General features: G+C 69.8%; 18 protein-coding genes. 11 read left to right on the forward strand and 7 right to left on the reverse strand.

Annotated elements, in window-relative coordinates:
• Positions 1-327 precede the first annotated feature (327 nt).
• From ACFYSH_RS05125 to ACFYSH_RS05140, 4 genes are all read left to right on the forward strand, one after another.
• Positions 328-3,546 (forward strand): nitrate- and nitrite sensing domain-containing protein, encoded by a 3,219-nt coding sequence (locus ACFYSH_RS05125; protein ID WP_388750945.1) that lies wholly within the window; start codon positions 328-330, stop codon positions 3,544-3,546.
• 10 nt (positions 3,547-3,556) lie between these two features.
• Entirely contained in the window at positions 3,557-3,970 is a 414-nt protein-coding gene (locus ACFYSH_RS05130) for a roadblock/LC7 domain-containing protein (protein ID WP_006127847.1), read from the forward strand.
• Positions 3,971-4,059: 89 nt separating this feature from the next.
• Positions 4,060-4,752: a DUF742 domain-containing protein gene (locus ACFYSH_RS05135; RefSeq protein ID WP_359472962.1), complete on the forward strand. Its 693-nt coding sequence runs from the start codon at positions 4,060-4,062 to the stop codon at positions 4,750-4,752.
• Positions 4,733-5,314 carry an ATP/GTP-binding protein gene (locus tag ACFYSH_RS05140; RefSeq protein WP_356332557.1) on the forward strand — a complete coding sequence of 194 codons (582 nt, stop codon included), beginning with the start codon at positions 4,733-4,735 and terminating at the stop codon, positions 5,312-5,314. The genes ACFYSH_RS05135 and ACFYSH_RS05140 overlap by 20 nt, the downstream gene beginning before the upstream one ends.
• 157 nt (positions 5,315-5,471) lie before the next feature.
• On the opposite strand, the gene ACFYSH_RS05145 is transcribed toward ACFYSH_RS05140, so the two are convergent.
• Positions 5,472-5,675 carry an acyl-CoA carboxylase subunit epsilon gene (locus ACFYSH_RS05145; RefSeq protein ID WP_359472965.1) on the reverse strand — a complete coding sequence of 68 codons (204 nt, stop codon included), beginning with the start codon at positions 5,673-5,675 and terminating at the stop codon, positions 5,472-5,474.
• Positions 5,676-5,737: 62 nt separating this feature from the next.
• A complete protein-coding gene (locus ACFYSH_RS05150; protein WP_388750948.1) occupies positions 5,738-7,321 on the reverse strand; it encodes an acyl-CoA carboxylase subunit beta in 1,584 nt (527 codons plus the stop codon).
• Between the two features lie 562 nt (positions 7,322-7,883).
• On the opposite strand from ACFYSH_RS05150, the gene ACFYSH_RS05155 reads away from it, so the two are divergent.
• Together ACFYSH_RS05155 and ACFYSH_RS05160 are read left to right on the forward strand one after the other, a co-directional pair.
• Positions 7,884-9,095, forward strand: a complete 1,212-nt coding sequence (locus ACFYSH_RS05155; protein ID WP_359475093.1) for a glycoside hydrolase family 64 protein — start codon at positions 7,884-7,886, stop codon at positions 9,093-9,095.
• A gap of 350 nt (positions 9,096-9,445) precedes the next feature.
• Positions 9,446-10,063 (forward strand): YceI family protein, encoded by a 618-nt coding sequence (locus tag ACFYSH_RS05160; RefSeq protein ID WP_359474905.1) that lies wholly within the window; start codon positions 9,446-9,448, stop codon positions 10,061-10,063.
• Positions 10,064-10,201: 138 nt separating this feature from the next.
• Here the strand turns inward: ACFYSH_RS05160 and ACFYSH_RS05165 are convergent, their stop codons facing one another.
• The 4 genes from ACFYSH_RS05165 to ACFYSH_RS05180 form a co-directional block, all read right to left on the reverse strand.
• Positions 10,202-10,759: a DinB family protein gene (locus ACFYSH_RS05165; RefSeq protein WP_388750951.1), complete on the reverse strand. Its 558-nt coding sequence runs from the start codon at positions 10,757-10,759 to the stop codon at positions 10,202-10,204.
• Positions 10,760-10,963: 204 nt separating this feature from the next.
• Positions 10,964-11,593, reverse strand: coding sequence for an SAM-dependent methyltransferase (locus tag ACFYSH_RS05170; RefSeq protein ID WP_388750953.1), 630 nt, complete (start codon positions 11,591-11,593; stop codon positions 10,964-10,966).
• A complete protein-coding gene (locus ACFYSH_RS05175) occupies positions 11,590-12,630 on the reverse strand; it encodes an NAD(P)/FAD-dependent oxidoreductase (RefSeq protein WP_388750955.1) in 1,041 nt (346 codons plus the stop codon). Before ACFYSH_RS05175 ends, ACFYSH_RS05170 begins: the two co-directional genes overlap by 4 nt.
• A gap of 15 nt (positions 12,631-12,645) precedes the next feature.
• Positions 12,646-13,092 (reverse strand): ATP-binding protein, encoded by a 447-nt coding sequence (locus ACFYSH_RS05180; RefSeq protein ID WP_388750957.1) that lies wholly within the window; start codon positions 13,090-13,092, stop codon positions 12,646-12,648.
• A 113-nt stretch (positions 13,093-13,205) separates the two neighbouring features.
• Between ACFYSH_RS05180 and ACFYSH_RS05185 the strand changes: the two genes are divergently transcribed.
• The 3 genes from ACFYSH_RS05185 to ACFYSH_RS05195 all read left to right on the forward strand — a co-directional run bounded on the left by ACFYSH_RS05185 (position 13,206) and on the right by ACFYSH_RS05195 (position 15,901).
• Positions 13,206-14,030: a helix-turn-helix domain-containing protein gene (locus ACFYSH_RS05185; protein ID WP_388750959.1), complete on the forward strand. Its 825-nt coding sequence runs from the start codon at positions 13,206-13,208 to the stop codon at positions 14,028-14,030.
• A gap of 3 nt (positions 14,031-14,033) precedes the next feature.
• Positions 14,034-14,285, forward strand: coding sequence for a DUF397 domain-containing protein (locus tag ACFYSH_RS05190; protein ID WP_388750961.1), 252 nt, complete (start codon positions 14,034-14,036; stop codon positions 14,283-14,285).
• Between the two features lie 239 nt (positions 14,286-14,524).
• Positions 14,525-15,901, forward strand: coding sequence for a cellulase family glycosylhydrolase (locus ACFYSH_RS05195; RefSeq protein WP_388750962.1), 1,377 nt, complete (start codon positions 14,525-14,527; stop codon positions 15,899-15,901).
• Between the two features lie 104 nt (positions 15,902-16,005).
• Here ACFYSH_RS05195 and ACFYSH_RS05200 read toward each other — a convergent pair whose 3' ends face one another.
• Complete coding sequence (locus tag ACFYSH_RS05200; protein ID WP_388750964.1) at positions 16,006-17,790, reverse strand: sigma-54-dependent Fis family transcriptional regulator; 1,785 nt, start codon at positions 17,788-17,790, stop codon at positions 16,006-16,008.
• A 176-nt stretch (positions 17,791-17,966) separates the two neighbouring features.
• Here ACFYSH_RS05200 and ACFYSH_RS05205 point away from each other — a divergent pair, with 176 nt between their 5' ends.
• Both ACFYSH_RS05205 and ACFYSH_RS05210 read left to right on the forward strand, forming a co-directional pair.
• On the forward strand, positions 17,967-19,181 hold the full coding sequence (locus ACFYSH_RS05205; protein WP_388750966.1) for an NAD(P)/FAD-dependent oxidoreductase: 1,215 nt from the start codon (positions 17,967-17,969) through the stop codon (positions 19,179-19,181).
• A 10-nt stretch (positions 19,182-19,191) separates the two neighbouring features.
• Positions 19,192-20,130, forward strand: coding sequence for a sigma-70 family RNA polymerase sigma factor (locus tag ACFYSH_RS05210; RefSeq protein WP_359474936.1), 939 nt, complete (start codon positions 19,192-19,194; stop codon positions 20,128-20,130).
• The last annotated feature ends 2 nt before the right edge of the window (positions 20,131-20,132 follow it).

Genomic DNA, 20,132 nt, shown 5'->3' on the forward strand with positions numbered 1-20,132 from the left:
GGAAGTTGTTGTAGTCACTCGGGGGCGGCCTGTGTCCTTTGACACGATCCGCCCCCGTGTTCATAACATTTCGACAGAGATCTGGGTCCTCATCGATACCCGACGCGCACGGCCGGTGCCGCTGCGCTCACATGAGCCTCGCCTTTTGGCGGGGCTCGTTCTTTATGCCCGTTTTATCGGGCGCCCGCCTCGCTCCGAATCCCGCATTCCGACTGTTTGGAACGTGCCCGGTCCCCGTGCTGCAATGCCTCGAACTGCCCAGCAGTACGGGCCCTGAACGATAATCCGGCACAACGTAGGTGCCGACGCCGAGAGGTTGTTGGTCGAGTGAGGCGAAGCAACGAGGGCTCCGCGGCGCAGCCGGAGCGGGGCAACTTCACGCCGCCGCCGCGCGCTGCGGTGTCTCCGCCTGCGGACACGTCGTCCGCGGCGGAACCGGCCGGTGGCAGCACCAGCCGGATGTCCCCGCGCAACTGGCGGGTGCCCACCCGGCTGAACGCGATTCTCCTGATCCCGGCGCTGGTCGGCCTGGTCATGGGCGGCTTCCAGGTGAAGGGGTCGATCGACACCTGGAACGAGGCGCAGGAAGCCGAGAAGACGGCCCTGGTCGTCCGCGCGGCCGCGGCGTACGGACAGGCCCTGTTGAACGAGCGTGACCTCACCGCTCAGCCCCTGCTGTCCAACAAGCGCACCGCCGCCGAGGTGGAGAAGGTGCGTGCCACCACGGACAGCGCCGCGTCGGACTTCGACGCCGCCGTGCAGAACATGCCGGACAAGGAAGGGCTCCACCGCCGCCTGAAGCTGTTCAAGGTGGAGGAGCCGCTGCTCCCCGAGCTGCGCAAGTCCGCCTACGCCGAGGCGATGGACCCGGTGAAGACGGAAGAGGGCTACACCAAGGTCCAGCACTCGCTGATGGAGTTCTCCAACGAGCTCGGCCTGGGCACCGGCAACATCACCAGCTACGGCCGGACCGTGTACGCGATCGAGCTGGCCAAGGCCGCAGAATCGCTTCAGCGCTCCATAGGCATGCACCTGCTGGTGCGGCCGAGCCAGGAGGAGCGCAACTTCAACGGCCAGGTCACGGCGTTCAGCTCGTACAACTACCTGGAGCAGATCGCCCTCGGCGAGTTCGTCTCCGGTGGTACGGAGGCCGACGCGGCCCGGCTCACGGAAGTCATGGCCGCCAAGGCCGCCGAGGGCGCCAAGCAGTTGAAGGCCGCCGAGGCACAGGCCAAGGCCGCGGGCAAGCCCTTCGTCGCGCCTCCGAGCATCGACGGTTCGGTCTTCGACGGCATGGCCCAGCAGATCGGCCAGGGCAAGCAGCCGGACGAGCTGAAGGCGAAGGGCATCACGCCCGAGACCTGGATGGCCGCGGCCACCGCGAAGTTCGACGGCTACACCACGGTCGAGAACGAGCTGGTGGACAAGGCCGTGGCCGAGGCGGCGGAGATCTCGTCCGACGCCCGGACCGACGCCATCGTCAACGCCGCCATCGTGATCGTCGCGCTGCTGGCCGCCTTCATCATCGCCGGGCTCATGGCCCGCCAGATGAGCCGCTCGATGCGCCAGCTGCGTACGGCTGCCTTCGGCATCGCCGAGCAGCGGCTGCCGATGCTGGTCGACCAGCTGTCGCGGACCGAGCCGGGCCGGGTGGACACCCGGGTGCAGCCGATCCCGATCAACAGCCAGGACGAGATCGGCGAGGTCGCGCGCGCCTTCGACCAGGTGCACCGTGAGGCTGTCCGGCTCGCCGCCGAGCAGGCCATGCTGCGGGGCAACGTCAACGCGATCTTCACCAACCTGTCGCGCCGCAACCAGTCGCTCATCGAGGGCCAGCTGACCCTCATCACCGACCTGGAGAACAACGAGGCCGACCCGGACCAGCTGGACAGCCTCTTCAAGCTGGACCACCTGGCCACCCGTATGCGGCGTAACGGCGAGAACCTCCTCGTCCTCGCGGGCGAGGAGCCCGGGCGCCGCTGGAATCAGCCGGTGCCGCTGGTCGACGTGCTGCGGGCCGCCTCCTCCGAGGTGGAGTCGTACGAGCGCATCGAGCTCACCGGTGTGCCGGAGAGCGAGATCCACGGCCAGGCCGTGACCGACCTCGTGCACCTGCTGGCCGAGCTGCTGGAGAACGCCACCTCCTTCTCCTCGCCGCAGACCAAGGTGCGGGTCACCGCGACCCGGCTGCCCGACGGCCGCGTCATGGTCGAGATCCACGACAAGGGCATCGGTCTCACTGCCGAGGACTTCGCGGACATCAACCACAAGCTGGCCAACCCCCCGACGGTGGACGCCGCGGTGTCCCAGCGGATGGGCCTGTTCGTGGTCGGCCGGCTGGCCGACCGGCACGACATTCGGGTCCAGCTCCGCCCCTCGGGCGAGCAGGCGGGCACCACGTCGCTGGTCATGCTGCCGGACGCGATCACCCACGGCGGCGGCGGCGAAGGTGCGCCGCAGGGTGACTTCACCGTCTCCTCGATCATGCCCGAGCAGCAGCAGGCGTTCGACCCGATGCCGCAGCAGGTCCCGATGCGCACGGCGGCGGAGCTCGGCTTCGACGACTCGCGCTACGACACCACGGTCGCGGACTCGCCCCAGCTCGACCCGGTCAACCGCTCGCTCATGCGCGAGGAGCGCCGGGCGGCGCTGGAGGCACAGACAGGCGGCGAGCGCCCGCCGTTCCAGGACGACGGTACCGGGCAGCGACAGGACTACTCCCCGGAGCAGTTCACCCAGGAGCAGTACGCCCCGGCCCCGGAGCAGTACGCCCAGAACCAGCAGCAGTACGCGCAGCCCGGCTACGAGGGCGGCTACGACCCGTACGCCACCGGCAACGGCGAAAACTATCCGGATCCGCAGCAGCAGCAGCAGCAGAACGGCTATACGGAAGCCGTGTACGCCGCTCCGGACGGCGGGCAGGAGCAGTACGCCGACCAGTTCGCTCCGCAGAACAGCGGCCCCCACCAGGGTGAATGGGCGGATCAGGGTGGCTACCAGGGAGCTTTCGAGCCCTTGGCGCAGCCCGAAGCGGAATCTGTTCCGAGCGCTCCCGCCGAGACACGGGAACACGAGGGCTTCGACAGCCTGGGACCCACCCCCACCCCCGGCCCCGGTCCCGAGCTGACCGAGGCGGGTCTCCCGCGCCGCGGTGCGGGCCAGCAGCACTGGCAGCCCACCGGCCGCGGGAACGGTCAGCCCGCCGCACCGGCCCAGCAGCAGCGGCCTCAGCAGGACCAGCCGCAGGCGCAGCAGGCGGACGGCGAAGGCCCCGAGGACTGGCGCTCGGCGAACGACGAGCGCTGGGAGCGGGCCGAGAAGCTGCGGGAGCCGAAGGCGGGCGGAATCACCCCTTCCGGTCTCCCCCGGCGCGTCCCCAAGGCCAATCTGGTCGAGGGCACGGCTGAGCAGACCCAGCAGGGCGGCCCACAGGTCTCCCGTGCCCCTGAGGACGTGCGGGGCAGGTTGAGCAACCTGCGCCGTGGTGTCCTGCGGGGACGTACCGCGGGTTCGGACACAAGTGATACCTACAACCAGGAGCGTTAGTGTGAGCCCGATGAGCCAGGCGGCGCAGAATCTGAACTGGTTGATCACCAACTTCGTGGACAACACCCCTGGGGTGTCGCACACGGTGGTGGTCTCCGCCGACGGACTCCTGCTGGCGATGTCCGAGGGTTTCCCACGGGACCGTGCCGATCAGCTGGCGGCAGTCGCCTCCGGTCTGACGTCGCTGACCGCGGGTGCCTCCCGGATCTTCGAGGGCGGTGCCGTGAATCAGACCGTTGTGGAGATGGAGCGAGGATTCCTCTTCATCATGTCCATCTCTGACGGATCCTCGCTCGCCGTTCTCGCCCACCCGGACGCCGATATCGGCCTGGTTGGGTACGAAATGGCACTTCTCGTAGATCGTGCAGGAAGTGTTCTCACCCCGGATCTCCGCGCCGAACTCCAGGGAAGTCTTCTTAACTAATAGACAGACAGTGCGTTTCTCGTCACCGCGCCATAAGGTGCGGTGGCGCGGCACCACTGTGATGGCGACCGGCAGGCGGAGGAGGAAACGTGGCAACACCCACAGGCGGGCACCCGTACCAGGGCGGTCAGCGGGTTCCGGGTGAGCAGGGTGACAACCGTTTCGACAACCCCTCCATGCCCGGCAGACAGGGCGCGCAAGAGCCTTATCAGCCGTATCAGCCCTATCAGCAGCCCCACCAGTCCCAGCAGGGCCGGCACGGTGGCGACTGGCAGCAGCAGTCCCCGCAGCCCGGGTCCGGGTGGCCGCACCAGCAGCCGTACCAGCAGCCGCAGCAGGGTTCGCAGGGCGGCGACTGGCAGCAGCCTCGGTACGAGGTCCCGCCGTCGCGCATCCAGCCCGTCCAGCGGCGGGAACCGGCGCCGGCGAAGCCCGCGGCGCACAACCCGCTGGTCCGTCCGTACGCCATGACCGGCGGCCGGACCCGGCCGCGGTACCAGCTCGCCATCGAGGCACTGGTCAGCACCACGGCCGATCCGTCCCGGTTGCAAGGGCAGTTGCCCGAGCACCAGCGGATCTGCCGGCTCTGCATCGAGATCAAGTCGGTGGCCGAGGTGTCGGCCCTGCTCTCGATCCCCCTCGGCGTTGCCCGGATCCTCGTCGCCGACCTGGCCGAGGCCGGACTCGTCGCTATCCATCAGCCCGGCGGCGACGAGACCGCCGGCGGCCAACCAGATGTGACACTGCTCGAAAGGGTGCTCAGTGGACTTCGCAAGCTCTAGCGGCGGAGCGGCCCGCTCCACTACCTCGGCGAAGATCGTGGTGGCAGGGGGCTTCGGCGTGGGTAAGACCACGTTTGTCGGTGCCGTTTCGGAGATCAATCCGCTGCGCACCGAAGCCGTGATGACGTCCGCGTCCGCGGGCATCGACGACCTGACCCACACCGGGGACAAGACCACCACCACGGTGGCCATGGACTTCGGACGCATCACCCTGGACCAGGACCTGATCCTCTACCTGTTCGGCACCCCCGGACAGGACCGCTTCTGGTTCATGTGGGACGACCTGGTCCGCGGCGCCATCGGCGCCGTCGTCCTCGTCGACACCCGCCGCCTCGCCGACTGCTTCCCCGCCGTCGACTACTTCGAGAACAGCGGGCTCCCGTTCGTCATCGCCCTCAACGGCTTCGACGGACACCAGGCCTACACGCCCGACGAAGTACGCGAAGCGCTCCAGATCGGACCTGACACCCCGATCCTCACCACGGACGCCCGGCACCGCGCGGACGCCAAGAGCGCGCTGATCACCCTGGTCGAGCACGCACTGATGGCCCGCCTGCGCTGACCCCGACGCCGCACGACGAAGGCCCCGTACTCCTCGAGCTTCGAGGAGTACGGGGCCTTCGTCCGCACAGGGCGCACAGGACGTCACAGGACGTTCGGGACACACAGGGACGCGCGCACGGGGCCCTGAGGCCCCTGAACGGCCTCAGCGGCCGCTCTCAGCCCTGCCAGCTGTGCGGGGCCCGGAAACCCGGGGTGCGCTCCAGCCTGCGCCATCCGGCGGTGCTGCGGCCCCGGTGGGCGGTCACCTCGGGCTGGGCGGCCGCGCGGGCGAGCAGGACAGCGGTGATGGCGGCGAGCTCTTCGGGGCCGGCCTGGCCCTTCTCGACGCGCAGGACCGAATCGGCGGGGGTGACGCTCATGGATGTCTCCGTCTTCTGGGCAGGTGGTCGCGGAGCGGAGCGGAGCGCCGCTGCGGCCGCGGCTACTGCGGGGGGTTGCCGTGTTTGCGGGACGGCAGGTCGGCGTGCTTGTTGCGGAGCATCGCGAGCGAGGCGATCAGCACCTCGCGCGTCTCGGCGGGGTCGATGACGTCGTCGACCAGGCCGCGCTCGGCGGCGTAGTAGGGGTGCATCAGCTCGGCCTTGTACTCCTTGACCATGCGGGCCCGCATGGCTTCGGGGTCCTCGGCGTCGGCGATCTGACGGCGGAAGATGACGTTGGCGGCGCCTTCGGCACCCATCACGGCGATCTCGTTGGTGGGCCACGCGTAGGTGAGGTCGGCGCCGATGGACTGGCTGTCCATGACGATGTACGCGCCTCCGTAGGCCTTGCGCAGGATCAGCGAGATCCTCGGCACGGTGGCGTTGCAGTACGCGTAGAGCAGCTTCGCGCCGTGCCGGATGATCCCACCGTGCTCCTGATCGACGCCGGGCAGGAAGCCGGGTACGTCCAGCAGAGTGACGATGGGAATGTTGAAGGCATCACACATCTGGACGAATCGCGCGGCCTTCTCGGACGCCTCGATGTCCAGGACGCCGGCCAGCGACTGCGGCTGGTTGGCCACGATACCGACGACCTGGCCGTCGAGCCGGGCCAGTGCGCAGACGATGTTGCGGGCCCAGCGCTCGTGGACCTCCAGGAAGTCGCCGTCGTCGACGAGCTCCTCGATGACCTTGTGCATGTCGTACGGGCGGTTGCCGTCGGCCGGGACGAGGTCCAGGAGGACGTCACCGCGCCGGTCGGCCGGGTCGTCGCTCGGTACGACCGGAGGGTTCTCCCGGTTGTTGGAGGGCAGCATCCCGATCAGGTAGCGGACCTCGGCGATGCAGGTCTCCTCGTCGTCGTACGCGAAGTGCGCGACGCCCGAGGTCTCGGCGTGCACGTCGGCGCCGCCGAGGCCGTTCTGGGTGATCTCCTCGCCGGTGACGGCCTTGACGACGTCCGGTCCGGTGATGAACATCTGTGAGGTCTCACGGACCATGAAGACGAAGTCGGTCAGCGCCGGGCTGTACGCGGCGCCACCGGCGCACGGGCCGAGCATCACGCTGATCTGCGGGATGACACCGGAGGCGCGGGTGTTGCGCTGGAAGATCCCGCCGTAGCCGGCGAGCGCGCTGACACCCTCCTGGATACGGGCGCCGGCGCCGTCGTTCAGCGAGACCAGCGGGGCACCGGCCGAGATGGCCATGTCCATGATCTTGTGGATCTTCGTGGCGTGCGCCTCGCCCAGCGCCCCGCCGAAGATCCGGAAGTCGTGTGCGTAGACGAAGACGGTCCGGCCCTCGACCGTGCCCCACCCGGTGATGACACCGTCGGTGTACGGCTTCTTGGCCTCCAGGCCGAAGCCGGTCGCCCGGTGCCGGCGCAGCTGCTCGACCTCCTTGAACGATCCCTCGTCCAGCAGCAGCGCGATGCGCTCGCGGGCCGTCAGCTTGCCCTTGGCGTGCTGCGCCTCGGTCGCCCGGTCGCTCGGTCCACGCCGGGCCTGCTCGCGCAGTGCCAGCAGTTCGGCCACCCGGCCACGCGTGTCACTCGGCTCGCCCGGGATTTCGTCCACAACGGTCATACGTCGACCCTACGAACCCGACCACACAATCCCTGCCGTCCACACCGGACAGTCTCCCGCCCTGTTTCCTGGTGGCACCTGACAGAAGCCGGACACCATGTAACCCATCCACCAGCTCACGGGGCGTTCGCGTTGTAGGACTCCAACAAAGCGGACCATGTGGCGCCCGCCACACGCCCGCTCACGCGCCACGCCGCGGATCCACCGGGGCGGGCGACCCGACGCACCGAAATGGCGGGGGGACTCCCAGGATCACACGCCCCGGAGTGCCACACCGTTCCACCCCGGGGACGACCGGACGTCCCACGGCCGGTGTCGCGTTCGACTCCTGTTCACTCCATGCAGCCGATGATCGACCAGGCGTGGCCAAATCCCGTCCAGCGGCATCGAGTTGTGAAGAACTGAGCCTGTCTGAGAGCGCTCTCAGCCGTAAGTCTTGACGCTCACCGAAGGCCTGGCGAGAGTGGTGCGCACCGCAGACACCCCCCACAGCTCCACCTCCCCCCCTGACCCCCGTCTGCGACCCCCACACCTCGGGAGTTCCTTCGTGATTTCGCGCAGAATGTTCCTGACAGGCGCCGCCGCCTCGGCGACCGCGCTCTCCTACCCCCTCTGGGGCAGCGCCCTGAGCCCGCGCGCCTCGGCGGCTGCGGAAACCTGTGAACTGGCTCTGGAGAACAAGTCGTTGCCGGGCACGGTGCACGCGTACGTCACCGGCCACGAGCAGGGCACGGACCGCTGGGTGCTCCTGCGCCCCGACGGCACCGTCTACCGCCCCGACTCCCCCGGCGCCCCGCAGACCCCCCTGCCGGTGGACTGCGCCATCCCGCTGAAAGCCGCTGGCGCCGGGCCCGTCGTCCTGACCCTGCCCCAGATGTACGGAGCGAGGGTCTACTTCGTCCGGGACGACAAGCTGGACTTCTATCTCAACCCGGGTCCCTCCCTGGTCGAGCCCGCCTTCGCGACGCCCACCGACCCGAACTACGGCAGGACCTGGTCGTTCTGCGAGTTCACGTTCAATCCGCAGCAGCTCTACGCCAACATCAGTTACGTCGACCTCGTGACGGCGCTGCCGATCGGGCTGACCCTGGAGGGTGACGCCACCCACACGGTGGCCCCGCTCCCGGACGGCGCGGTGCAGCGCATCGCCGACGACCTCACGGCGCAGGCGGCCGCCGACGGTCAGCCCTGGGACAAGCTGGTCACCCGGGGCGGCGACGGGCAGGTCCTGCGGGTCGTCTCGCCGCAGAACCTGATGGCGCCGTTCTTCGACCGGCCGGCCGAGATGCCGTTCCGGGATCTGTTCACGGCCCAGATCGACGAGGTCTGGGAGAAGTACCGCTCCACCGACCTCAGGATCGATCTGCAGGGGGGCCGGGGCACGATGGCCGGCCGCGTCAGCGGCGACACGCTGACCTTCGAGGGCGGCCACACGTTCGTCAAGCCGACGTCGAAGGACATCTTCACCTGCAACCACGGCCCCTTCACCAACAACCCGGGTGACTCCGACGACAAGAAGGCGCTGCTGGCCAGGATCGCCGCGGGCTTCAACCGCTCGATCATGCTCAGTCACCCGCAGCAGCCCAACGGCACCACGGTGGCGGACTACTACAAGGGCGGGGTGACGAACCACTGGTCCCGCGTCGTCCACGCGAACTCGCCGATCGGCTACGCGTTCCCCTACGACGACGTACGCCCGGACGGCGAACCGGATGTCTCGGGGGCGGCGCACGACGGCAACCCGCGGCGCTTCACGGTGAGCGTCGGCTCCTGACGCCCCCACCGGTGACGCCTCCCACCGGTGACGATCCGCCCCGTCGTCCGCTGCCGCGGCCGGCGGGGCGGACTCGTGGCGCTCATCAGCGTCTGGGTTCGAGCTGGTCGAAGGACGTACAGGTGGAGAGGTTCCGGTTGGAGCAGCCGCCCGAGGGCGACCAGGTGATCCCGGACGCCCGGGATCTACGCGCGTCCACCAGGGAGAGGCGCCGGACGGGCCGGACTTCCGGACCGACCTGGACGCTGATGTTGAATGTTTAACAAAATGGGTCTACAGTCAATCTCATTGAAGGTTAAACAAGACCTTCGGCAAGCCACTCGTCTGAACACGTCCCCCGAGGAGGAGCCATGGCTCTGTTCAACCGCAAGAACAACGAGGCCTCGTCCGCCACCGCCACCCTCGCGGTGGACCCGGCACTGGCCGCGCTGACCGGCACCTACACCATCGACCCGGCGCACAGCAGCATCGGCTTCACCGTCCGCCACGCCATGGTCACCAACGTGCGCGGCTCCTTCGGTGAGCACGAGGGCACGCTGGTACTGGACGGCTCCGACCCGTCCAACTCCTCCGCGTCGATCGACGTCAGGATCGCCAGCGTCGACACCGGCATCGCCGACCGCGACGGCCACCTGGTCAGCGGCGACTTCTTCGACGCCGAGAAGTTCCCCCTGATGACGTTCCGCTCCACGCAGGCCGAGCAGCTCGGCGGTGACACCTACCGCGTCACCGGCGACCTCACGATCAAGGACGTCACCCGGCCCCTCTCCATCGACCTGGAGTTCAACGGCTCCGCCACCGACGTGTACGGCAACGAGCGTGTCGGCTTCGAGGGCAGCACGAACATCCTGCGCTCCGACTGGGGCCTGACCTGGAACGCGGCGCTGGAGACCGGCGGTGTGATGGTCAGCGACAAGGTCAAGCTGACCTTCGACATCTCCGCGATCAAGGCCGTCCCGCAGGCCTGAGCCACCTGGACCGAGCGCGCCCGCCGGCTCTCCCCTTCCGGGGAGGACGGCGGGCGCTCGGCGTTTCACCCTTGTTCCAGCACGGGGGCACGCTTCGTCCCTGCGGCCGTCGCGCCCACTCACGGACCAGGGCTTCGTTCAGCCCATGCTCTTCGCGCCGTCCAGCGACTCACGGATGATGTCGGCGTGACCGGCGTGATGGGCGGTCTCGGTGGCGATGTGCATCAGCACCTGACGGATCGACCACCGCTTGCCGGGCTCCGTCCACGGGGCGTTCGGCAGCGCGTGGGTGATGGACAGGTCGGGCAGGGTGGCGACCAGTTCATCGGTCCGGCGGGACACGTCGGCGTAATCGTCGAGCACGCCCGCCAGCGTCTCGCCGGGCAGCAGCTCGAACTCGTCGGCCCGTCGGGCCCAGTCGGCCTCGGTCATGGCGGTGAAGTCCGGCACCGTCGACGGGCCGTGCAGGATGAAGCCCGCCCAGCTCCGCTCGACCGCGGTGACGTGCTTGATGAGACCTCCCAGGCACAGTGCACTGGCGGTGGTCCGCAACCGCGCCTGCTCGTCGGTGAGGTCGCGGGTGGTGAGGCGCAGGAAGTGCCGCTGGACGGCCAGCATCTCCAGCAGGTCGGCGCGCTCGCCGGTGACGGCCAGGGCCTCGGCCACGTTGCGGGTGCTCGTCTCGCTGACGGTCATGATCTCTGCCTTCTGTCGTCCCTGTTCCGCCGATCGAGGCCCACACTAGAATCCATATAGGTCACTTCATGTCCTAAAGGCTTCTGGTTCTGAGGCTGGACGGCGGCCCGTCACGCCCCCGCTCTCCTGGTTGGCCGGACGGCAGGGCCCTCACGTCCGGCGAAGGCCCTGCCGTCGATGCGCGGTGCGGAGCCACACCCGTTGTCAGCGGCGGCGGAGCTTCAGCGCGTTGTCCGTGCGGGTGGTGGGGTTGCCCTCGGGGTCGTTCTGGATCCGCTCGTGTTCCTCGCTGAGCAACACGTCCCACGCCCCTTCCGGGAGCTCGAGGGACGCGAGGACCTCGTCCGTCGTGGGCAGCTCCATGTCCGGGTGGTCGTGCTCCCAGGAGGGGAAGCCGGCGTGGCCGACGACCAGGAGCACCCCGCCGGGTGCGACGGCCGCGGCCGCCTTGCGCAGGATCTCCTCGCGCGGCAGGTCACCCATGGAGTGCAGGAACTGCGCGGAGACCAGATCGAACTCCCCCTCGGGGAACGAGGCCCCCAGGTCGTGCCACTGCCAGTCGATCCGGTCGGCGACACCGGCCTCGGCCGCGTGGACCGCCGCCCGCTCGAGGGCGACGCGCGAGATGTCGGTCGCGGTGACCTGCCAGCCCCACCGGGCCAGCCAGACCGCGTCCGCGCCTTCGCCGCATCCCAGGTCGAGGGCGCGGCCGGGCTTGAGGCCCTCCACTTCACGGACGAGGACGACATTGGGGTTGCCGCTCCAGATCCGGTCGCTCTCGCGGTACCGGTCGTCCCACATCTCGGCGTCGGTGCGGGTGTCTTCGGTGGTCATCGTGATGTCTCCTGAAGTCCGTGACGGCGGTCACCGAGCACACGCTCGGTGACCTGGCGCTCGGCCTCGGCCGAGAAGGGTGCGCGGCGGGCGTCGACCGCGCGCCGGGTGTCCTCGGTGACGAGGTCCATATTGATCATCGAGGCGGCCTTCAGACCGGCTGCCGCCGCTCCGACGACCTGCTCCATGAGGTTGGCGACGTTGCCGGCCACCCATACGCCCGGCACCTCGGTCGCCCCGGCGGGGTCGGCCGCGATGTACGTACCGACGACGTGGCCGCCCACCTCCATCTCGGTGGGCCGGAGACCGAGGCCCTCCAGGACCGCCGAGCGCGCGGTGAAGCGGGGCTGGACGACGAGTGCCTGGCGCGGGATCACCGTGCCTCCGGCCAGCCGCACACCGGTGACCTTGTCGTCCGCCGCCTCCAGCGCGGTCACCTCACCGTCGACCACGCAGATACCCCGGGCGGCGAGCTGCTCGTACTCCTCGTCGCTGAAGTCGGGCTGGTCGTTCCGGAACAGCACCACGTCGTCGGTCCACTGCCGCCAGAGCAGTGCCTGGTGCGGGGCCATGGGGCTGCCCGCCAGGATGCCTACGGCCTGGTCCCGCACCTCCCACCCGTGGCAGTACGGGCAGTGCAGCACGTCGTTGCCCCAGCGCTCGGCCAGGCCCTCCACGTCCGGCAGCTCGTCGACGATGCCGGTGGTCACCAGCAGCCGACGCGCGTGGACGGTGGTCCCGTCCCCCTGTACGACGCGGAAGCCGTCGGACACCTTCTCGGCGGAGACGACGTCGCCCTGGACGATCTCGGCGCCGTAGCCCTCCGCCTCGGCCCGGCCGATGGCCAACAGCTCCAAGGGCGGAATGCCCTCGCGGCCCAGGTAGTTGTGCGCGTGGGACGCGGGCGCGTTGCGCGGTCTCCCCCCGTCGATCACGAGCACGGAACGCCGCGCCCGGGACAGGGCGAGCGCCCCGCTCAGCCCGGCGGCCCCACCGCCGATCACCACTACGTCGTACCGCTGGTTCTTGTCGCTCATGCGGAACACCTCCTGTTACGGGAGATGGTGCGCGCGCGGGGCCGTAGTGACAAGCTTGCTTGCCGAAGCGGCAAAATCGCACCACACGACCTTCCCCGGGTCCCGCTCCCCCACGCCCCACGCATCGGCAAGCGCCCCGACGAGCACGAGCCCGCGCCCGTACTCGGCGAGGGGTGCGGGGTGCGCGGGCTCCCCGACCGCACCTCCCCCGCTGTCGTGCACCTCGATCCGGAGCACCTCGCCCCAGGTGAGCTGAACACGGAAACCCCGGCCGGGCGGGACGCCGTGGACGAGGGCGTTGGTGGCGAGTTCGCTCACACAGAGCAATACGTCACCGAGGTCCAGCTCGCACGCCCAGTCGATCAGCACCTCGCGGACGAACTGGCGCGCGAGGGGGACGGACCTGCGCTCACGGCGGTAGAACGCCTCACGGAAGGAGGCGGGTCGAGTTGTCTCGTTCACGGGACGACTGTCACAGAAAGTCACTACTCTTGTTCACCGCGTCAGGTCGTACACCGCGTCCGTACGGGCGCTGACGGTCCGGCGGGGCTCGCGCACAGGGAAGGGCACACCTCATGCACTCGGCGAAGAACAAGAAGACCAAGCGGGTCACGTCCTGGCATCTGATCGGCGCCCAGCTCGCCGCCTTCCGGAGGGCGGCCGGGCTGACACAGACAGCCCTGGCCGACCGGGCCTGCGTGGGCGAGGACACGATCGCCTCGATCGAGCAGGGGCGCCGTGCGCTCCAGGCGGACTTCGCGGCTCAGCTCGACGAACTGCTGGACACCAAGGGGGCGTTGTCGGTCGCGGTGGCGATGGTGCCGCAGAAGGAGCGATTCCCGGCGTTCGTGCAGGACTTCGTGGAGTACGAGCAGGAGGCGGTGACGCTGCTGTCGTACGAGAACCAGGTGGTGCCTGGACAACTCCAGACCGAGGAGTACGCGCGCGCGGTCTTCGCGAGCCTCTATCCTCCGCTGGAAGACGACGCCCTGGAGGAACGTCTCGCAGGCCGCCTCGACCGTCAGCACATGCTCGACCGGAAACCCCGGCCGATGGCCAGCTTCCTGATCGAGGAATCCGTGTTGGCACGGCCCCTCGGGGGCCGGTCCGTACTCCGCGAGCAGATCCTGCATCTGCGGCGCTGCGCGGAACTGCCCTTCCTGGTGCTTCAGATCATGCCCACGGACCGCGAGACACACGCCGCACTCGACGGCCCGATGGTGCTGCTGGAGACCCCGGACCACGACCAACTGGCGTACATCGAGGGCCAGCGTGTCAGTGTCCTGATCGACGACCTCGACGAGGTCAGTGTGCTGCACCAGAAATATGGGATGCTGCGTTCGCAGGCGTTTTCCCCCGAGGAGAGCATGCGCCTTCTGGACGATCTGCTTGGAGAGTGAGTCATGACGCGCGCAGCACACGGCACGGATCTCACCTGGTTCAAGTCGAGCCACAGCGGCAGCGAAGGCGGTGCCTGCCTCGAAGTCGCGTACGCCTGGCGGAAGTCCAGCTACAGCGGCAGCGAGGGCGGCAACTGCGTCGAGGTCGCCGCGCACCCCGCCGCCGTACACATCCGCGACTCCAAGGTCACCAACGGCCCGGTCCTCACCGTGCCCCCGGCCGCCTGGGCCGCGTTCGTCGCCTCCGCCGTCTGAAGGTCGCTCCCGGCCGTTCCGCGCACTCTCTCTCCTGGATCATCGATCGGGCGGCGCCGCCCGTCACGCCCTCCGGCGCATTCCGCTGCCATCGACGTCGGTCTTTTCGTTCCCCTCCTCACCCAAGCCGGTCGGATATCTGTACGCGCGTCGACGTCTCGGTGTACGGTCCGGGCCGAAGGCCCTTGGGAGCGCTCCCATGGCGCTGTTTCCGCTTCACCCCCACGAGGAGGAACACTGTGAAACGCCTACTCGCCTTAGTGGCGACCTGCGCGACCGTCCTGGGCCTCACGGCAGCGACAAGCCCCCAGGCGACGGCCGCCGCCACCGGCTGCAAGATCGACTACACCGTCACCAGCCAGTGGACGGGCGGCTTCCAGGCCGCCGTGAAGGTCACCAACCTGGGCGCTCCCGTCACCGGCTGGACGCTCGGGTTCGCCATGCCGGACGCGGGCCAGAAGGTCGTCCAGGGCTGGAACGCCACCTGGTCGCAGTCCGGCTCGGCGGTCTCCGTCGCGGGTCTCGACTGGAACCGCACGCTGGCCACCGGCGCGGCGGCGGAGGTGGGATTCACGGGCTCCTTCACGGGCGCCAACCCGAAACCCACGGCGTTCACGCTCAACGGCGTCGCCTGTACGGGCTCCCTCGAGGAAGAGCCCCCGCCCGTCCCGTCCGACGGCACCCCCGTGGACGTCAACGGGCAACTCCACGTCTGCGGCGTGAACCTGTGCAACCAGCACGACCGCCCCGTCCAGCTGCGGGGCATGAGCACGCACGGCATCCAGTGGTTCGACCAGTGCTACAACCCCGCGTCCCTTGACGCGTTGGCCGACGACTGGCAGTCGGACCTGTTCCGCATCGCCATGTACGTACAGGAGGACGGCTACGAGACCGACCCTGCGGGCTTCACCGCCCGCGTGAACGAACTGGTCGACATGGCCGAGGCCCGTGGCATGTACGCCCTGATCGACTTCCACACGCTGACGCCGGGCGACCCGAACTACAACCTTCAGCGCGCGAAGACGTTCTTCGCCTCCGTCGCCGCCCGTAACGCCGGCAAGAAGAACGTGATCTACGAGATCGCCAACGAGCCCAACGGCGTGAGCTGGTCGGGCATCAAGAACTACGCCGAGCAGGTCATCCCGGTGATCCGGGCCGCCGATCCGGACGCCGTCGTCATCGTCGGCACGCGCGGCTGGTCCTCGCTGGGGGTGTCGGACGGATCCAACGAGAGCGAGATCGTCAACAGCCCCGTCAACGCCACCAACATCATGTACGCGTTCCACTTCTACGCCGCGAGCCACAAGGACGACTACCGTTCCGCACTGAGCCGGGCGGCCTCGCAACTGCCGTTGTTCGTCTCCGAGTTCGGCACGGTGAGCGCCAACGGGGGCGGCGCGATGGACCGGGCGAGCACCACGGCCTGGCTGGATCTGCTCGATCAGCGGAAGATCAGCTACGCGAACTGGACCTACTCCGAGGCCCCCGAGAGCAGCGCGGCGTTCAAGCCCGGCACGTGCAACGGCAGCGACTACAGCAGCAGCGCGGTGCTGACGGAGTCCGGGGCGCTGCTCAAGAGCCGGATCAGCACTCCCGACAGCTTCCCCACCAGCTGACACTCGGCGCGTACCCCGGCAGAGACGTGCCGGGACACGCGCCCCCAGCGTTCGCACCCCGCGCCGCATTTCTGTCCGTGACTCCACAACGACGACCGGAATCCTCAGTGGCGCGCGGGAAGCGTGATGCCGTAGGCCCTCATCTTGCGGTAGATCGTCGTACGGGAGATGCCGAGCCGCTGTGCCGCCAGCAGTTTGTTGCCGTCCGCCTCCAGCAGGGCCTGGACGAGGGTGTCGCGTTCGGACGCCTCCCAGGCGCTCAGGGGCCGGCCTCCCGCACTGTGCAGGGACGGGGGCAGATCGCCGAGCTCGATCCGGTACGTACGGCGGCCCGCTGCAGCCTTGCGCAGGACGCTTTCCAGCTGGCGGATGTTGCCGGGCCAGTCGTGCCGGCGCAGCAAGGGCAGGACCTCCGGCGCGCACTCCACGCCCGCGCCGATGCGTCGCAGCAGGCAGTCGACCAGGGCCGGGACGTCGGCGAGGCGGTGCCGCAGGGCGGGTACCGGTGACGCCTCGGTGAAGCAGCTCCGCAGGGCGTCCGGTACCCCCTGTGCGCGGGTCAGCGTGCCCACGATCCAGGTGCCCTGTGCCGCCGCGGTGTCCAGCGCCAGGGCCGCTGCGGGGCCCTGCCCGGGAGGCACGGCGTCGACGTTGCGCAGGACCAGCGCCCGGCCGGGTCCGGTGGGGGCCGCGTGCAGGGCGGCCGTCAGATCGTCGGTCCCGGCGTCCACGACGACGGGCGCGGAGGCGGCCCCGGTCAGCGCGTGCGCGGCGCGGGCCAGCGCGGACTTCCCTGTTCCGGCCTCGCCGTGGAGCAGGAGCGGCGTCCGTTCGCGGGCACAGCGCGACGCCGTACGGGAGACGGCGTTCCACGCCGGGTCCGTCCCGGCCAGACCCGGCAGCGGCCGGGGCCGGGCCGCCTCCTGCCCGTCACGGGGGCGGGTGCGGGAGCCGGGGCGGGCCTGGTCGCAGGGGTGGTCGGTGAAGGCCAGCTCCAGCAGGTATCCGGCCGCGCCCGCCGGGCTGTCGATCCGGCGGCAGCGCATCAGGGCGGTCTCCCCGCCGGTCAGCCGCACCTGCTTCCGGGTGCGCGGGGCGTGCCCCAGCTCGGCGGCGGCCTCGTGCAGCAGCCGGTGGTCGTCGCCGGTGAGTCTCGCCGAGGCAGCGGAGTTGGCGAGCACGAGGTCCTGGCCGAGGCAGAGGACCGGCCGGTCGCCGTAGTGGGTGACCTGCTGGAACGCCTCCAGCAGAGCGCGCTGGTGCGAGCTGCTGAACTCGTACATCACGCGCTCGATGTCGCCGGCCGCTTCCTGCACCAGGGCTGCCATGAGGGTGCGTGCCGGGCCGTTCCAGCAGGTCAGGTTCATGGCTCCCTCGACCCGCCCGGTGACCGAGTTCCGGATGGGGGCGGCTGCGCAGGAGACGTTCTGCAGGCGTTCGTTGAAGTGCTCGGTGCCCAGCACCACGTTGGGCCGGCGCTCCTCCAGCGCGACCCCGATGCCGTTCGTGCCGACGAACTCCTCGGCGTAGTTGAAGCCGGGCGCCAGGTGGACCCGGTCCAGGTGGGCCGAGAGCCGCTTCTCCCCGACGCGGCGGTCACGCACCCAGCCCTTCCGGTCCGTCACGATCACACAGGCGTCCGAGCCCGCCAGCGCCTGTTCCAGGCGGTCGAGGACCGGCGTGGCGGCGCGTACCAGGCGGCTCTCGCGGTCGTAGTCGGGCTGGTAGGGGACGACCACCTCGTCCGTGCCGATGCCCAGGTACTTGGAACGCTGCCAGGAGTTGCGGATGCCCTCGGGCACGATCGCCGCAGGCAGCTCCGCGTTCTCCAGGAACTTCAGGCGTGCTCGCGCGATGGTCCGGTCCCGCGCTGTGCCGTCACTGAGCATGGCGCCTCCGATGAGCGTGTTTCCGCCATATTACGAACGCGTTTGCACCTGTCAACGGTTACGTCGCCCCTGGTTCGCCGCACGTTCGAACAGTGACCCACGTCACATCCGACACCTGTCAGGAATCGACGCGCCGTTCCGCTCAAGGGGTAAGCGATTCAGACAGGAGCCTCACCATGAAGCACCGCATCCTCGTCCTCGGCGCCGGTTACGCCGGTGCCTTCGCCGCCGGGAGCCTGGCCCGGCGCCTCTCGCCCGCCGACACCGAGATCACCGTCGTCAACGCCGAGCCGGTCTTCGTCGAGCGGATGCGCATGCACCAGCTCGCGGCGGGTCGGGAGCCCGCGTCCCAACTGCTCACCGACGTGTTCGCGGGCACCGGGGTGCAGCTGCGCGTCGCACGCGTCACGGCGGTCGACCCGGAGCGGGGGACCGTCGCCGTGACCGGCGAGGAGGGTGACGACGAACTCGCCTACGACACGCTGCTGTACACGCTCGGCAGCCGGGTGGCCGACCACGGTGTCCCCGGTGTCGCCGAGCACGCCTTCGACGTCGCGGGGCGGCAGTCGGCGCTGCGGCTGCGCGCACGCCTGGACGGTCTCGGCGGAACCGGCACCGTACTGGTCGTCGGGGAGGGCCTGACCGGCATCGAGACAGCCACCGAACTCGCCGAGTCCCGCCCCGGTCTCTCCGTGGCGCTCGCCGCCCGTGGTGAGCTGGGAGCCTGGCTGTCCCCGGGGGCCCGGCTCCACCTGCGCGAGGCCTTCGACCGGCTGGGCATCACCGTCCACGAGCACACCGGCATCGAAGCGGTGGGGCCGGCGCACGCGGTCCGCGCGGACGGTACGTCCCTCCCTGCCGACGTGACCGTGTGGACCGCCGGGTTCGCCGTCGACCCCCTCGCGGCCGCCGCCGGGCTGGAGGTCACCGAGGACGGCCGGATCGTCGTCGACGACACGATGCGCTCGGTCTCGCACCCGGGCGTCTACGCCGCGGGTGACAGCGCCTACGCGATCGGCGACAACGGCCGGCCGCTGCCGATGTCCTGCGCCTCGGCCGGGCACACCACCATGCAGGCGGCGGACGCGATCGTGGCACGGCTGACCGGGCGCCGTGTCCCCAAGGGCAAGAAGACCTACGTCGGCAACCACATCAGCCTGGGGCGGTACGACGCGATCTTCCAGATGGTCGACGCCGACGTACAGGCGAAGTCCTGGTTCGTGGGCGGCCGGAAGGCCGCGCGGCTCAAAGCGGCCATCCTCAAGGGCAGCCTGTGGGCGACCTCGCACCCGACGTTCGGCGTGCCCAAGCTCAGGCGCCGTCCGACCACCACCACGACACCTGCCGGCACCACGACGCAGGCCGGTCTGCCCGGCGAGGCCGCGGCATAAGGTCCTCCGCATGGACAGCACCACCGCTGATCGCTTCGAGGCCGGCCGGCCCCGGCTGGCCTCGCTCGCGTACCGCCTGCTCGGTTCGGCTGCCGATGCCGAGGACGTCGTGCAGGACGCGTACCTGCGCTGGCACGCCGCCGACCGGGAGCGGATCGAGGTGCCGGAGGCGTGGCTGGCCAAGGTCGTCACCAACCTGTGCCTGGACCGGCTCCGCTCGGCACCGGTGCGCCGGGAACGCGCGGCCGGCACCTGGATGCCCGAGCCGCTGCTCGACGGCGACCCGATGCTCGGCCCGGCCGACACCTTCGAGCAGCGCGAATCGGTGTCGCTCGCCGTCCTGACCCTGATGGAGCGTCTCTCACCGGTCGAACGGGCCGTGTACGTCCTGCGCGAGGTGTTCTCCTACCCTCACTCCGAGATCGCCGGAATCCTCGGCATCTCGGAGTCGGCGAGCCAGCAGCACGCCCACCGGGCCCGGGGCCGGGTCGCAGCCGTCCGCCGTGGCAGCGGTGAGGTCGACCCGTCGTCCGCGCGCAAGGTCCTCGAGGAGTTCCTCGCCGCCGCGTCCTCGGGTCGTACCGAACGTCTGGTGGCTCTCCTCACCGACGATGCGAGCGCGGTCTCCGACGGGGCGGGCCTCGCGAGGACGCTGTGGCGCTACGAGACCCCCGCACGCGTCGCCTCCATGATGCGGACCGCTTTCAGACCCACGCCCGCGAAGCGGCGCCTGGCCGGTGGCTCGCCCACGATCCACCTCGGGCGGGTCAACGGCTGGCCGGCCGTGCTCGCCGTGCTCGACGACCGGGTCATCGGCGCCGTGGCGTGTGAGATCAGCGACGGCAAGGTGGCGGCGATGCACGGTTTCGCCGCTGCGGAACGGCTCACCCGCCTCACCGGCATGTGGCGGCGGCACCGTCCCGACGCGCCGGTCGTCGCCCGGTGGTGACC

Source organism: Streptomyces sp. NPDC005791 (assembly GCF_042871485.1).
Taxonomy (GTDB): domain Bacteria; phylum Actinomycetota; class Actinomycetes; order Streptomycetales; family Streptomycetaceae; genus Streptomyces.